The 13,881-nt window shown below is 60.2% G+C and carries 10 protein-coding genes; 3 read left to right on the top strand and 7 right to left on the bottom strand.

The window, feature by feature from the left end:
• Nucleotides 1-12: 12 nt before the first annotated feature.
• Entirely contained in the window at nt 13-1,419 is a 1,407-nt protein-coding gene (locus tag HCF10_RS09355) for an NAD(P)/FAD-dependent oxidoreductase (protein ID WP_145338128.1), read from the bottom strand.
• A gap of 49 nt (nt 1,420-1,468) precedes the next feature.
• A complete protein-coding gene (locus HCF10_RS09350; protein WP_131696387.1) occupies nt 1,469-2,278 on the bottom strand; it encodes a helix-turn-helix transcriptional regulator in 810 nt (269 codons plus the stop codon).
• Nucleotides 2,279-2,535: 257 nt separating this feature from the next.
• On the opposite strand from HCF10_RS09350, the gene HCF10_RS09345 reads away from it, so the two are divergent.
• Nucleotides 2,536-2,808, top strand: a complete 273-nt coding sequence (locus tag HCF10_RS09345; RefSeq protein ID WP_027605770.1) for a DUF1652 domain-containing protein — start codon at nt 2,536-2,538, stop codon at nt 2,806-2,808.
• Between the two features lie 144 nt (nt 2,809-2,952).
• On the opposite strand, the gene HCF10_RS09340 is transcribed toward HCF10_RS09345, so the two are convergent.
• Nucleotides 2,953-5,400: a UvrD-helicase domain-containing protein gene (locus HCF10_RS09340; RefSeq protein ID WP_167655341.1), complete on the bottom strand. Its 2,448-nt coding sequence runs from the start codon at nt 5,398-5,400 to the stop codon at nt 2,953-2,955.
• 218 nt (nt 5,401-5,618) lie between these two features.
• Between HCF10_RS09340 and HCF10_RS09335 the strand changes: the two genes are divergently transcribed.
• Nucleotides 5,619-6,314, top strand: coding sequence for a pirin family protein (locus HCF10_RS09335; protein WP_131696389.1), 696 nt, complete (start codon nt 5,619-5,621; stop codon nt 6,312-6,314).
• A gap of 65 nt (nt 6,315-6,379) precedes the next feature.
• Here the strand turns inward: HCF10_RS09335 and pgm are convergent, their stop codons facing one another.
• The 4 genes from pgm to HCF10_RS09315 all read right to left on the bottom strand — a co-directional run bounded on the left by pgm (nt 6,380) and on the right by HCF10_RS09315 (nt 12,651).
• A complete protein-coding gene (gene pgm / locus HCF10_RS09330; protein ID WP_167655340.1) occupies nt 6,380-8,023 on the bottom strand; it encodes a phosphoglucomutase (alpha-D-glucose-1,6-bisphosphate-dependent) in 1,644 nt (547 codons plus the stop codon).
• A gap of 96 nt (nt 8,024-8,119) precedes the next feature.
• A complete protein-coding gene (locus HCF10_RS09325) occupies nt 8,120-9,526 on the bottom strand; it encodes an aminotransferase-like domain-containing protein (protein WP_167655339.1) in 1,407 nt (468 codons plus the stop codon).
• Nucleotides 9,523-10,923: a hypothetical protein gene (locus HCF10_RS09320; protein ID WP_131696392.1), complete on the bottom strand. Its 1,401-nt coding sequence runs from the start codon at nt 10,921-10,923 to the stop codon at nt 9,523-9,525. Before HCF10_RS09320 ends, HCF10_RS09325 begins: the two co-directional genes overlap by 4 nt.
• Nucleotides 10,924-11,628: 705 nt before the next feature.
• Nucleotides 11,629-12,651 (bottom strand): zinc-dependent alcohol dehydrogenase family protein, encoded by a 1,023-nt coding sequence (locus HCF10_RS09315; protein ID WP_131696393.1) that lies wholly within the window; start codon nt 12,649-12,651, stop codon nt 11,629-11,631.
• Nucleotides 12,652-12,919: 268 nt separating this feature from the next.
• On the opposite strand from HCF10_RS09315, the gene HCF10_RS09310 reads away from it, so the two are divergent.
• The gene (locus HCF10_RS09310) at nt 12,920-13,834 is read left to right on the top strand and encodes a LysR substrate-binding domain-containing protein (RefSeq protein ID WP_120448544.1); all 915 of its coding nucleotides are present in this window, start codon (nt 12,920-12,922) and stop codon (nt 13,832-13,834) included.
• Nucleotides 13,835-13,881: the final 47 nt, after the last annotated feature.

Genomic DNA, 13,881 nt, shown 5'->3' with positions numbered 1-13,881 from the left:
AAGTGAAACGACTTAGTGCATGAAACCTTCCATGAACCCGGCTATGCCGATCGCGAGCTTGCGGCGCCAAGGGGCGGTGTTGGGGTTGGCGAGCACCTGGTCTTCATGGACGAAACTGCGAATGATCGCGTTGTAGCCAAGCCAGCGGCACGGCTCCGGCTCCCAGGCCTTGAGCGCGTCCAATCCGCGCTCGCGGAGCACCCAGGGTTGGTGGATAAGCGGCGTGTCGCGACCGAGGATCAGGTCGGCCAAGGTGCGGCCGCCCAGGTTAGTGGCGCCGACGCCCTCCCCGCCGTAGCCACCGGCCAGGGCGATGCCGGTCCTGTGATCGCAGAGCATGTGCGGCCGGAAACGGCGCGACATACCGAGGTTGCCGCCCCAGGAATGGGTAATCCGCACCTTTTTCAGCTGTGGGAAGAGTTCGCCGAACAGGTAGCGACGTAGTGCCACTTCGCTGTCAGTCAAATCGAAGTTGTGGCGCAATTTACCGGCGAACTGGTAACCGCCTCGGGCGCCGAACACCAGGCGGTTATCCGCCGAGCGTTGGCCATAGGTGACCTGGCGGCTGCTTTCGCCAAAGGCCTGGCCGTGGCTCAGGCCGATTTCATCCCAGGTACTGGCGGGCAGTGGTTCGGTGGCAACGATCAGGCTTTGCACCGGCAACTGGTATCGGCCCAAGGGCGGCAAGGTATTCGCGTAACCCTCGACAGCCGGCACCACCCAGGCAGCGCGCACACTGGCTTTGGCGGTGCGTACAGTGCCGGACTGCCAATGAGTGACCGGACTGCTTTCATAAATGGTCACGTCCATGTTCTCCACCACCCGCGCAAGGCCGCGCACCAGCTTGGCCGGGTTGATTGTGGCGACATGGGGGGCATGGATACCGCCATAGGGCTTGGCGATGCGGATCTGTCCAGCCAACTGTTGCGGGCTCAGCCAGCGGTAATCGGCTTCGGTCAGGCCTTGGGCGTAGAGCGTGTCCAGGTAAGCGCGCAGGCTGCCTTCCTGCTCGGGGTAGCGCGCGGCGCAGTACAGCGCGCCGCCCTTGCGGTAGTCGCAGTCGATGCCTTCACGGGCCAGAACCTGGGCCACTTCGTCGGGAATGCCATGCAGCAGGTCGAAGGAGGCGCGGCGCTGTTCAAGCGCAAGGCCGGCCAACAAGCGGTCTTCGCCCAGCAGATTGCCCATCAACCAGCCGCCGTTGCGGCCCGATGCACCGAAGCCAGCGGTTTGCGCCTCGATAATCGCAATCTTCAGCTCAGGCGCCTGGCGTTTCAGGTAGTAGGCGGTCCACAGTCCGGTGTAGCCGGCACCGATAATGGCCACGTCGACGTCCAGATCATGTTCGAGGGACGGCCGCGCCATCAGCGGGTCGTCCAACTGGTCCATCCATAAACTGATGTTGCGCCATGCCGGCATGCCAAGCTCCCCTACCACATTTCGATAGGGTTGATCCTAGAGCCCGGGGTTATTCGCTGTCTTGCGCGCGTGCACGCAGGGAAATGTGTTTGACGTAGGCCTTGGGTGACTGGCCGGTGTGCTGGCGAAAGGCGCTGTAGAACGCCGACAACGAATTGAAACCGGCGGCGAAGGCCAGGTCGTCGACCTTGATCGGTAGTTGCGCTTTATCCAGTGCGGCCAGTAGATGCTGGAGCCGCGCCTGGTTTACGTAGCGGTAGAAACTTTGCCCCAAGACCTGGTTGAGCAGGTAGGAAATCTGATTGCGGCTGTAGCCACACTCCTTGGCGACGCGCTGCAGGTCCAGCTCCGGATCCAAATAAGGCTGCCTGCGCTCGAAGTACTGCTGCAAGTCATTGGCCATATGCCCCAATTGCTGAGGCGACAGGCCCAGGCGGCTGACGCTGGGACGCGGGGTCTGGGAGGGCTGTTCATGCACCAATGACGCGTACTCATTGACGCGCCAGATCAACCCATCGCGGACGGTGATGGCTTCGCTGGTACGGAATGACACTAGCCCCTGACCGCCGCGCAAGGTGATGCGGTACTGGATGAACGCAGTGTCACCATCGGCGCGGATGCGGTCGGTATGTTCAATGGCCTCGTCGGCTTCGCGGGGCATGCTGGCTTGCAGGTACTTGCGCAGTTCGGCGTAACCGATCACACGGTTCTGGAAAAAATCATGGTACTGGATGTCCGGGTGGTAGTAGGACATCACGCCCTCAAGGTCGCGATGACGCCAGCACAGGTGGTGGCGCAGCACCAGATCACGCGTGGCGTGGGTGTAATGGCAATCATCGTCTGGCGCGATGTCGGGCATGGAAGGCTCTGAGACGGGTAAACCTCGGAGATTGCCGAATTTTGCCCGCGCCGACAATGGCCAATTGGAACTTCTTACTAGTGGCGTTTTGCCCGTCCCTAAGCAGGAGCTGACCCACGTCAAGTGAATGGCTGACAACCGCCGAACGGGGCAGAAAAAGTCAACTTGTACTTGCGAACGAATGCTATTTTTAACTCCTCCGACGCCACGACCAGTGACGGTCCTGGCCCCCTGCCGCGAGCTAAAGGAAGCGCTCAATGAACAAGGTGGGCAACATGAATAAAGTGACGTTCCCGAACGCCTGCCAGCTGATGCGCTGGCATTTTCATCCGATGGGCTTCGAGGGCAGCATGGATGCGCCCGGCAGTATGGTCGCCCGCCTGTTCGACCGGGCCAGCGGCGAGACGCTGATTGCCATCGCCGGCATCCCCTGCGCCACCGTGATGAATGCTGCCGATGTGGAGCGAATTATCGAGGCGGTGGAAGATGAGTTGGAGTCGTTTGTGCCGCCGTTGTCGCTGAGGGCCTGACTCCGGCCCCGCCAACAGGAAAGAAGGTCAACTGTGGGAGGGGGCTTGCTCCCGATAGCACTGGTTCAGTCACTGTAGGTGGTGACTGACTCCCTGCTATCGGGAGCAAGCCCCCTCCCACATTGGGATCGCATTTGTCCCCTACTAATGGCGCTGATCGTCGAAAAACGCTTTCTTGCCGTCAACCCGCTCCGAGGCCTTGGGCACATTCACCGCCTGGCCTTCGGGTTTTTCCACATACCAGTAGCAATGGCTCACGGCCCGGGTAATCCCGACGTAGGCCAGGCGCAGCACTTCGTCCTTTTGCGCAGTGTCATAAGGTTCGCTGTCCCCGTCCTTGCCCAGGCCCGCCATGCGATAGACCTGGTTCTTGTAGGGCGAACTGGTCACATGCTGGCAATCACCGAGCAGGAACACCGCATCCGCCTGCAGGCCCTTGGCGCTGTGGTACGTCAGCTGCTTCAACCTGCGCGCGGCTGCTGGCAAGCTAGAATCAACATTAACAATCGACTGAATATGCTCCTGAATCAGTAGCTTATCGCTACTTTTTCGATACAGCATTAATACCGAATCGCCCTTTTGATAGTGTTCCAGCAGTTGCCGCCCCAATGCCGCATCGTCCCGCTCTAGTACGGTGACCGGTACCAACGCTTTTGGCGTGCCACTGGCCTTGGCCTTTTTACCCGGGATAGCCGGTGCGGCGCGCACGATATGTTCCGCAGCGTCGATGATGTGCTGATGGCTGCGGTAGTTCTCGCTGAGCATGACGCGGGTAGTGCTCGGCGATGGGAATTCCTGGTTGAATTCCATGAAGTACTTGGGCGAACTGCCGCGCCAGCCGTAGATCGACTGCCAGTCATCGCCCACGCACAGCAAGGACGAACGTTGCGCACCACGGCCCACATGCATCGCCGGGCCACGGCTGCGGATTTCCCGCAGGCTGGCGCGTATCCACGAGACGATCTGGGGCGATACGTCCTGGAATTCGTCGATCATCAAGTGCGACATCGGCCGCAGCAGCTGATCGCTGAGGAGCTTGAGGTTTTCCGGGGTGTTTTCGCCGAACAGCGAAAACATGCGGTTATAGGTCATGATCGGCGGCGATTGGTCGAGCAGGTGGTCTTCCAGGGCCTTCCAGAAAATGCTCAGGGCTTCAAAGAAGAACCGGTCCGGGTCGTCCTTGGCGAAGCTCATCTGGCCGACAGCGGTCGGCACGTCCAGGCCGAGGTTCTCGATAAAGCCGGCTGCCATCACGAAATTGTCCAGCAGCGGTGCCGAAGCCAGCTCGCCCTTGACCTTGTAATCAAAGCCGGGACCTGCGCTGGCATCTCCTGCGAGGCTGCTTAAAAGCCGCTTTGACGAATCATAGCTATCCAGCCATATCAAAGGCTTACGACAGAAAGCTTGAAACAAGGTGCGCTTTACCGCCCACTCTGCACGTACCGACAGCTTCGAATTCGGCCGGCTGATCTGGGGGTTTTCCCTGGCGTCAAAGCCCAGCACTACCCACGCATCCAGCTCCGGGATATAGCCGTGGCAGTGAAACTGCGCGCCATTGATTTCGAAGCGCTGGCGACTGGGCTCAATCCCCTTGATTGGCCAGGCGCCGGCACGAAACCACAGGTCTTCGATCACATCGCAGAGTTCTTCGTCGCGCTTGGCGGCCAGCTCGGTCACCGCTACGCGCTTCTGTACATCCGGATGATCACGCTCCAGTTCGCGCAGCTGCAGGCCGTGGCGTGCCAACGGTGCAATCAGTTCACGAAAGCGCGGGTTCTGGCTATGCAATCGGTGATAACAGGCATTCATCTGCTGGCGCTGGGCGTCGCTGATGCGCAGGTCGAACGGGTTGCTGTCAGCGTCTTCGAAACCGGCGCTGAGGTTTTCAAAAGCCTGCAGGCGTTCAAAACCCGGCAGGCTGCGGACCATCGGCAGGATGCGCGAATGAAAAGTGCGCACCACCGCCTGGGCTTCTTTCATGCCAAGGGGTTGGCCCCAGAGGCCGAGAATTTCCATGAGCTTGTTGATGAAGTCTTTGCGCGACTCGCGGGTGAAGGTCACCACGGTCATCGAGCTCAATTCGAAGCCCAGGTAATGGGTGAGCAGCAAAATACGCAGCACCAGCGAGGTGGATTTACCCGCGCCGGCACCGGCGATCACCGAGGTTGACGGCGTGTCGCTGAAGATCATCTTCCATTGCGCCGCGCTCGGCTGGGCATGGGCCGGTAACAACCGAGCCACATCAGCCTTGATGCGTTTCTTCACGTCGGCGGTCAAGGGCAGCCGCCAATCGTCGAACAGGCTGTCATCGACGCCGGGCGCGCGGTGCTCATCGGAACGGAAGTCGCGGATCAACAGGACTTGTCGACCTTCCTCGATGCCATCGGCCTTGCCCTCGCGATAGCCATACTCCACGCCGGCCTCGTGACCACTGCGAAAACCATCGGCCTGCCCGTGCAACCAGGAAAACCGATGCTGTGCGCGCAAACGCGTCAGGCCATGGCCAAACAGGCGTGCGGCAAGGCGTTTGAGCAGCGGCATTTCCGCCAATGGGCGCAGTTCGGGGGGCAGATCAGGCTTGTGTTGCGGCACGCGGACTCCTGCGATGAGCTGGGGTTTGACAAGTGCGCCATGGTCGCCGGAATCGGCGCTCAGTTCCAGCCAATTGCTTTACGGTCATGCAGTTAGGCGATGAAGTGAAAGTCAAAGCGCCAGCAATCAATCTAATCCACCGATAGGAATCAGGCATTTTTTACGCTTTTTATCGATGATGAGCTCACGGATCATAGCGCCATCAACAGGAGACGATCATGCTTGAACTTCGACCTTTCAACGCCCTGGGCGGCGCCCACCACGGCTGGCTTGACGCCCATCACCACTTTTCATTTGCTGAATACCACGACCCCAAGCGCATGCATTGGGGCAACCTGCGGGTCTGGAACGACGACATCATTGCCCCCGGCACCGGCTTCCCGCAGCACGCCCATCGCGACATGGAGATCATTACCTACGTGCGTGAAGGCGCCATCAGCCACGCCGACAACCTGGGCAACAAGGGCCGCACCGAGGCCGGTGATGTGCAGGTGATGAGCGCAGGCACGGGGATCGCTCACAGCGAGTACAACCTGGAAGCCACGCCGACCAAGATCTTCCAGATCTGGATCATCCCGAACGAGGCCGGCCTGCCGCCCTCCTGGGGCGCCAAGCCGTTTCCGAAAGGTGATCGCGAGGGGTTTGTGACCCTGGCCAGTGGCAAGGCCGGTGACAGCGAGAGCCTGCGCATCCGCGCGGATGCCCGCCTGGTAGCGGCGAACCTGAAAGCCGGGGAAAGCGCGGAATACCGCTTGGACAGCGGGCGTCGGGCTTACCTGGTGCCGGCGACGGGGGTGATTGAAGTCAATGGCGTGCGTGCGCAAGCTCGAGACGGGGTAGCGATTGAGGATGAGCAGGTGTTGCGGGTCACGGCGGTTGAAGACAGCGAGATCGTGCTGGTCGACCTCGCCTGATCCAGCGCTTTGGCCCAATAAAATGTGGGAGGGGGCAAGCCCCCTCCCACATTGAGGTTGCGGTGTTACTGGGAGATAGCGCCGTCTACCAGCACCTGCGCCTCTTCCACCAGCAGCTTGAGGTGGTCCTCGCCAATGAAGCTCTCGGCGTAGATCTTGTAGATGTCCTCGGTGCCCGACGGCCGCGCGGCGAACCAGCCGTTTTCGGTCATCACCTTCAACCCGCCGATCGCCTGGTTATTGCCCGGCGCATGGCTGAGGATCTGCTGGATGCTTTCGCCGGCCAGTTGCGTGGAGGTCACCTGCTCTGGCGACAGCTTGCCCAACAGCGCTTTCTGCGCCGGGGTAGCCTTGGCGTCGACACGAATGGCGAACGGCTCGCCCAAGGCATCGGTGAGGCCACGGTAGATCTGGCTCGGGTCCTGGCCTTTGCGCGAGGTCATTTCCGCCGCCAGCAATGCCGGGATCAGGCCGTCCTTGTCGGTGCTCCACACCGTGCCGTCCTTACGCAGGAACGAGGCACCCGCGCTTTCTTCCCCGCCAAAGCCCAATGAGCCGTCGAACAGGCCATCGGCGAACCACTTGAACCCCACCGGCACCTCGTACAGGCGACGGCCAATCCGTGCGGCCACGCGATCGATCAGGCCGCTGCTGACCACGGTCTTGCCCACGGCCGCATCGGCGCGCCAGTCAGGACGGTTCTGAAACAGATAGTCGATGGACACCGCCAAGTAGTTATTCGGCGCGAGCAGGCCGCCGGACGGAGTGACGATGCCATGACGGTCGTGATCCGGGTCGCAGGCGAACGCTACGTCGAAGCGCTCCTTGAGACCGATCAGGCCCTGCATGGCGTAGCTGGAGGACGGGTCCATGCGGATCTGGCCGTCCCAGTCGACGCTCATGAAGCGGAACGTGGCATCGACTTCGGTGTTCACCACCTCCAGGTTCAGGCGGTAGTGTTCGGCAATCGCCGACCAGTAGCGCACCCCTGCTCCGCCCAGCGGGTCCACGCCCAGGCGCAGGTCGGCGCTGCGGATGGCGTCCATGTCGATCACGTTGATTAGGTCGGCCACGTAGCTGTTGAGGTAGTCATGGCGATGGGTGGTGTCGGCCTTGAGCGCCTGTGCATGGGTCATGCGCTTGACCCCGGCCAGTTTATTGGCCAGCAACTCGTTGGCCTTGGCTTCGATCCACTTGGTGACGTGGGTATCGGCCGGGCCACCGTTGGGCGGGTTGTACTTGTAGCCACCACTTTGCGGCGGGTTGTGGGATGGCGTGATAACGATGCCGTCGGCCAGGCCGCTGGTACGGCCACGGTTGTAGCAGATGATGGCGTGGGAAATTGCCGGGGTTGGTGTGTATTCATCGCCTTCGGCCAGCATCACATGCACACCATTAGCGGCCAGCACTTCCAGAGCGCTGGCACCGGCCGGGGTCGACAGCGCATGGGTATCCAGGCCAACGAACAGCGGGCCATTGATGCCTTGGGCTTCGCGATACAGGCAGATGGCCTGGCTGATGGCAAGCACATGCCATTCGTTGAAGCTCAGTTCGAACGAACTGCCACGGTGCCCGGAGGTACCAAAGGCTACGCGCTGGGTGGAGATCGCTGCATCAGGCTGGCCGGTGTAATAGGCCGTGACCAGTCGCGGGATATCCACCAGCAACTGGGCCGGCGCCGGTTTGCCCGCAAAAGGACTGATTGTCATGCATAAACCTCGGATAGAAGGATTCGGAAAAATGGCAGTTTACTGAGAGTTGGACTACTGCGCGACGGTATCGATCCTACATCGTTAAGAGAAACTTCAACCAGTCTGTGCCTGGCGCAATGCGTCGCTCAATGCTTCCAGGGCAATATCCAGATTGGGTTGCCCGTGAAAGGTGTGACTCACGCGCAGGTTCTGTTGATGCAACCCACTAACACTGAACAGTTCACCGGGGGCGATCACCACCTGCCGTGCCAGCAGGCGCTGAAATGCCTGGCGCATGTCCACCGCACGGGTGGAGGCCAGCCAGAACGCGGCACCGGCGGCCGGCATCCGATAAGTCACCTGGTCGCCCAAATACTGCTCCAGGCGCTGGCTCATGTGCCCCGCCTGCTCGCTCAAGCGTTGGCGCAGTGTGCGCAGGTGCTGGTCAATCCGCCTGCTTTGGTACAAACGGGCAATCGCGCGCTGACGGATCGACGATAAACGGAATGAGCGCAGCAGGAACTGGCGCTGCAACTCATTGCTCATGCGTCGGCACAGTACGTAGCCGTAGGGAGCTTCCGAGCCGAGCACTTTCTCGAACGAAGAAAACACGATCAGCCGCTCAGGGTTCACCAGTTCGCGCAATGCCGTGTGGGGGGCTTCGAAACCCAGCTCACCAAAGGTGTCGTTTTCTAGCAACCAGCAACCGGACTGACCCAGCAGGTGTGCCACGTCGAGACGCTCGTCGATCGACATGGCCACCCCGCTGGGCAGGCTGACGGAAGACGAGAGCAACACCAGATGCACCGGCTCATCGCGCAACAGCGTCCCCAGCGCGGTTCTATCCAGGCGGCCCTCCGGCGTCCAGGGCAACTCTATGATGCGCACCCCGGCGTCCTGCAACAGGCGCAGGATCAGCCAGTCGCAGGGCGATTCGACAATCACGGTGGTACCCCGCAGGCCCAGTACTTCGATCAGGATATCCAGCACGCCGCGCAGGTCGGCACCGATATACACATCGTCGGCATGCCAGCAGCGTGTGGGCGACGAGGTATAGCGCGCGGCCAGCGCCGCGCGTAACTCCCACACACCACAAGGCTGGGACCAGGGTTGCAAATGCGACGGGTACTGGCGCACCAGTTCCCGCTCCAGCCGCAGCAGTGTTTCATCCAGGGCGCCCAGCAATGCCGGATCGTCGCCACTGAGTACCACCATGCCGGGGCGCCGTGCCGCTGCGTAGAGGCGGTCAAGCAGATCCCCGCCGGCCCACGCCAGCGGGTTTGCCGACATCGGCCAGGCGTAATAGCCGGATTTGGCCACCGAGTAGACTCTGCCCTCCTTCTCCAGCAGCGCATAGGCGTACTGGATCGTCGAAATCGACACGTTCAGGCGCCCGGCCAACTGCCGTAACGACGGCAGTTTTACCCGAGTGTCAGTACTGACCTCGTTGATCAGACTGATCATGTAGCGATAGACCGCCTGATACGCGAAATCCGCCTGACGCTCGTCGCGCAGCGTCATTGCCCGAACAATGGCACGGCCTGCGCGGCGCGACGCATGCCGTTCTCACTGGCCAGCGGCCGTTTGCGGTACAGGTGCTGCAACAAGGGCATCGGTAAACCGCTGGTGTCCGTTACCCACTGCTGCAGCATTTCGGCGGAACCGTTGCCCTGGAGGACTTTGTGCAACTCAGGCAACGCCACCAGCATGCCCGGATGACATTGGCGCAAATAACCTTCCAATCGCTCTCCGTGATGAAGAAACGGTGAAAACAGCAGGCAGGTCAGTTGGGTCTCATCCAAACCGAAGAACTCCTGGGCGTAGGCACTCCATAACATGCGCCCTTCGCGGGTCCCGGCCTGAATGAGCAAATCGTCGGGCATGCGCAGACGGCGCATGTACGCGGCGGCCTGCTGAACAAAACCTTCGACGCCTTCTTCATAATCCAGCTCACGCAGGCATTCGGCCTGTAACCCACGCAGATGAGCCATCAGCAACGGATTGGAATAGGTCGGATGGCTGAAGTGAAAGCCCAGTGGATCGGGAACGTAAGCCATGAACTCGGTCAGCAGAGTGGTTGACGCGATGTCGACATCGTCCAGCAGGTCGGCGATGCCGATGTAAGCCAAGTGACGATGCCCCACCGTACTGGGATTATCACTGGCCGTGTAATGCTCACCGAACACATCACGGTAATAACCGGTACTCCACTCGTCCATGCGCGCGAACAACGCGTTGAGCGATAGTGGATGGCCCTTGGTAACGCGGATGCCTGCGCCCTGGGCGGTTTTCTTGAGCCAGGCAAGAAACTGACTTTGCTTACGCGGCGAGTCACCACTGACCAGCGCGTGGACGCCGCCATTGCAAGTGGTGACACGCTGGTAAAAATCGCCGACGGCCAGGTAAGTGTCGTTGCACAGTGTGGCGCGGCAGTCTCCGGCGCTCACATGGCCCACCATCAACATATTGCGCTGGCTGATCTGTCGCCCGATCGCTGAGGCCGGGCGCTGGTGATTGAAGGGTTGTACTTCCTGATTTTCCACCATCAACAACTCAACGCGCGGATCATCGTGGAGAAACAGCCGGCCGTAGCCGCGATTCAGGGTATCGAGCTGCCCCTCAGTCATGCCCGCGTGCCGTAACGTCGCGACCCTCAGTTGAAAGGTGCGTGGCGCGCGACCGGCAATGGTCAGTTGGGCAGCTCGGAGCAGCGCCAGGGTATAGCTGCTGACTTCACCGCCACCGTGAGCCACCAGTACCTTGAAATCCCCTACCTGCTCCATCCCGCCTGCCGCGACAATGATTCGCTGGACCAGTAACTGGAGAGCGGTTCGTCCCGCGCGAGTGAAGTGCCCGATCAGACGTTGCAGAACTTGCTGGTAAACATGATTCATAGCCTGTTCGTGAATAGTGCTCATAGTTCTACTACCTGAGTTGAAATATCAGTTTCAAGCAACTGCTGACAGTGTTTGCTTGGCCTATTTTGCGTGTAGGAAAATCGCGCCCCGTATTGTGCGTCGATGTTCAGACACTAGCACCGCGCAACAAAACGACATGAATTGCCGGTGAGCATTTCTCACCCGCACAAGCGCACAACCCAATGAAAATAATGGAAAAATCCTTTTAAAAAGCTAGCCTTAGGACTCTTCCGACAAGCTCCTACGCTTTTTTAACCAGCCTTTTAAAGAAGTGTCCGACAATAGGCTCAAACAACTTTTCCATTTGCATGGTCGGTACGCTTTATGAAAGTACCTGTCTTGCTGAGCACACATGCGTGCCGCGTCGATAGTTCGGATAACTATCTGCAGTCGAGTCACAGATTCAATCATTGCTCAATCCTTGAGATGAAAGTGAAGGCGCAATTATCAGTGCTGGAATAATGATTAATAGATACAGAAGCGGGCCGAAAACCAGTTCAGATGAGCAACCGATTTCGCGTAAAAGGCGCACATGCAACGACGCCGCGCTGGAATTCAGGGCGGCGTCAGGGAGAAAGGGCCGGATTTGTGGGCTAAAGCGCCAGGTCGGCAGCTTCTGGAGCGGGCGGGTTAAGCCCTGTCAAATGGCGCATTTGCCCCATTCACTCAGGCGTCGGAGCACTCATTTACGAATATTCCTACAGCTCAAACAGCCGCAACCTGCAAAGCAACCCGCTCGCGGCACGGGCATTCGTCCATATAACGGTGGGCTTCGACAAACTGATTGAACGGAAACACCGTGGTTTTAAGGGGAACGAGCACACGATCGGCGGTCAGTTGGTTGATGTCACGCAACGCGCGCTGCAACGCTACCTGATCCTGGATGATGCCCAGCTCCGGTTTGCCGGTGAAGTTGCCGATACAGTGCACAAAGAACTGAATGTTCTTCTGGAACGCCGCGCACGCCGGGAACGGTGTCTGGTTACCGCCCTGCAAGCCATACAGCACCAGGCTGCCACGGGGCGCCAGCACATCACCGAGCAACGACATCTGCGGGCCACCCAAGCCATCGAACACCACATCGACGCCGCGGTTCTCGGTGAACTTGTTGATTTGCATCAGCAGGTCCTGTTCCTCGGTGACGATGACTTTTTCTGCGCCAAGAGAGAGCAGGTACTCGCGCTCTGCGCTGTCCTTGGTGGCAGCAATCACCCGCACGCCCAGGGCCTTGCCCAGTTGCACAAACGAAGGGCCGGCGCAGTGGCTGGCGTCGGTCACCAGGGCAAACTGCCCGGGCTTGACCCGTGCCAGGTCCACATACGCAAAGTAGGCAATCAGCAGCGGCGTGTAGTGCACGCTGGCTTCGATGGGGCTCAACACGTCCGGATAGCGGGTCAGGGCCGAACGGGGCAGGACGATCTGTTCGCCATACACCGGGTAATCATTAGGGCTCTCGGCCGGAAAACTGGCCACTTTATCGCCCACTGCCAAGTCATCCACGCCGTCACCCAAGGCTACGACCACCCCGGCCATCTCATGACCAAGGCCGGATGGAAGGCGTGCGTGGGAAGACGCCAGGTTCTGGCGCCACAAAATGTCATACCAGCTAATGCCAATCGCCTCGACACGCACCTGCACTTCGCCCGGTGCGGGCTGCGCGGCTACATGCTCTTCGCACTTGAGCACCTCGGCCGGACCAAACTTGTGAAAACGGATCGTGCGGGACATCGCAAACCTCGTCAAAGTAACCTCTATTGCCATGAACTCTATCTGGGCTTTCCGGCTAAGACCACCGGTCGCCGTTAATAGTCGACATGTCTGTCATTGATTCCGCATCTGAGGAATAGACCTCAAGTATGGTAGGAAAACTCAATTAGCCGGTGCAGAGTACCAGCCTTTCCCCGTAAGATTCATACCGGTCACGCGTCTGAATGGACCCTCAGGGCTCTTGTATGACCGTTCTCGTCAAGTAAAGCTGACTCTTCCAGGATACAAGATGAACCGTAACGACCTGCGTCGTGTCGACCTTAACCTCTTGATCGTATTCGAAACCTTGATGCATGAGCGCAGTGTGACCCGTGCCGCCGAGAAATTGTTCCTTGGCCAGCCAGCCATCAGCGCCGCGTTGTCGCGCCTGCGTGGGCTGTTCGATGACCCGCTGTTCGTGCGCACCGGCCGCAGCATGGAGCCCTCGGCCCGCGCCGTGGAAATCTTCGCCCTGCTCTCCCCGGCCCTGGACTCGATTTCCACCGCCGTCAGCCGCGCCGCCGAGTTCGACCCGGCCACCAGCACCGCGGTGTTCCGCATCGGCCTGTCCGACGACGTCGAATTCGCCCTGCTGCCCCAACTGCTCAAACGTCTGCGCGCCGAAGCGCCCGGCATCGTACTGGTGGTGCGCCGCGTCAATTACATCCTGATGCCCGGCCTGCTCGCCTCCGGCGAAATCTCCATCGGCGTCAGCTACACCGCCGACCTGCCGGCCAACGCCAAGCGCAAAGTACTGCGCCGCAGCCTGCCGAAACTGCTGCGCGCCGACAGCGTGCCGGGCTCCCTGAGCCTGGACGACTTCTGCGCCCGCCCCCATGCCCTGGTGTCGTTCGCCGGCGACTTGAGCGGGTTCATTGATGAAGAGTTGGAGAAACTCGACCGCAAGCGCCATGTGGTGCTGGCGGTACCACAGTTCAACGGGCTGGGCACCCTGCTCTCGGGCACCGACATTGTCGCCATCGTGCCGGACTACGCGGCCGAGGCACTGACCGCTGCGGGTGGTTTGCGCGCGGAAGAACCGCCGTTGCCGGTGCGCTCGTTCGAGCTGCATATGGCTTGGCGAGGGTCGCAGGACAATGATCCGGGAGAGCGGTGGTTGCGGTCGCGGATTCAGATGTTTTTTGGGGATCCTGAGAGTCTCTAGGTTTCGCCGGGCGAGCTGTTCATCTGATCATTTCTGCCTTTCCACAA

Source organism: Pseudomonas sp. B14(2022) (assembly GCF_012030485.1).
GTDB lineage: Bacteria > Pseudomonadota > Gammaproteobacteria > Pseudomonadales > Pseudomonadaceae > Aquipseudomonas.
This window is presented reverse-complemented; position numbering and strand designations above follow the sequence as displayed.

Bases quoted from the DNA above. Each gene is read 5' to 3' on its own strand.
- HCF10_RS09355 (WP_145338128.1), bottom strand. From the start codon at position 1,419: ATGCCGGCATGGCGCAACATCAGTTTATGGATGGACCAGTTGGACGAC.
- HCF10_RS09320 (WP_131696392.1), bottom strand. From the start codon at position 10,923: ATGAGCACTATTCACGAACAGGCTATGAATCATGTTTACCAGCAAGTT.
- HCF10_RS09345 (WP_027605770.1), top strand. From the start codon at position 2,536: ATGAACAAGGTGGGCAACATGAATAAAGTGACGTTCCCGAACGCCTGC.
- HCF10_RS09335 (WP_131696389.1), top strand. From the start codon at position 5,619: ATGCTTGAACTTCGACCTTTCAACGCCCTGGGCGGCGCCCACCACGGC.
- HCF10_RS09310 (WP_120448544.1), top strand. From the start codon at position 12,920: ATGAACCGTAACGACCTGCGTCGTGTCGACCTTAACCTCTTGATCGTA.
- pgm (WP_167655340.1), bottom strand. From the start codon at position 8,023: ATGACAATCAGTCCTTTTGCGGGCAAACCGGCGCCGGCCCAGTTGCTG.
- HCF10_RS09350 (WP_131696387.1), bottom strand. From the start codon at position 2,278: ATGCCCGACATCGCGCCAGACGATGATTGCCATTACACCCACGCCACG.
- HCF10_RS09325 (WP_167655339.1), bottom strand. From the start codon at position 9,526: ATGACGCTGCGCGACGAGCGTCAGGCGGATTTCGCGTATCAGGCGGTC.
- HCF10_RS09315 (WP_131696393.1), bottom strand. From the start codon at position 12,651: ATGTCCCGCACGATCCGTTTTCACAAGTTTGGTCCGGCCGAGGTGCTC.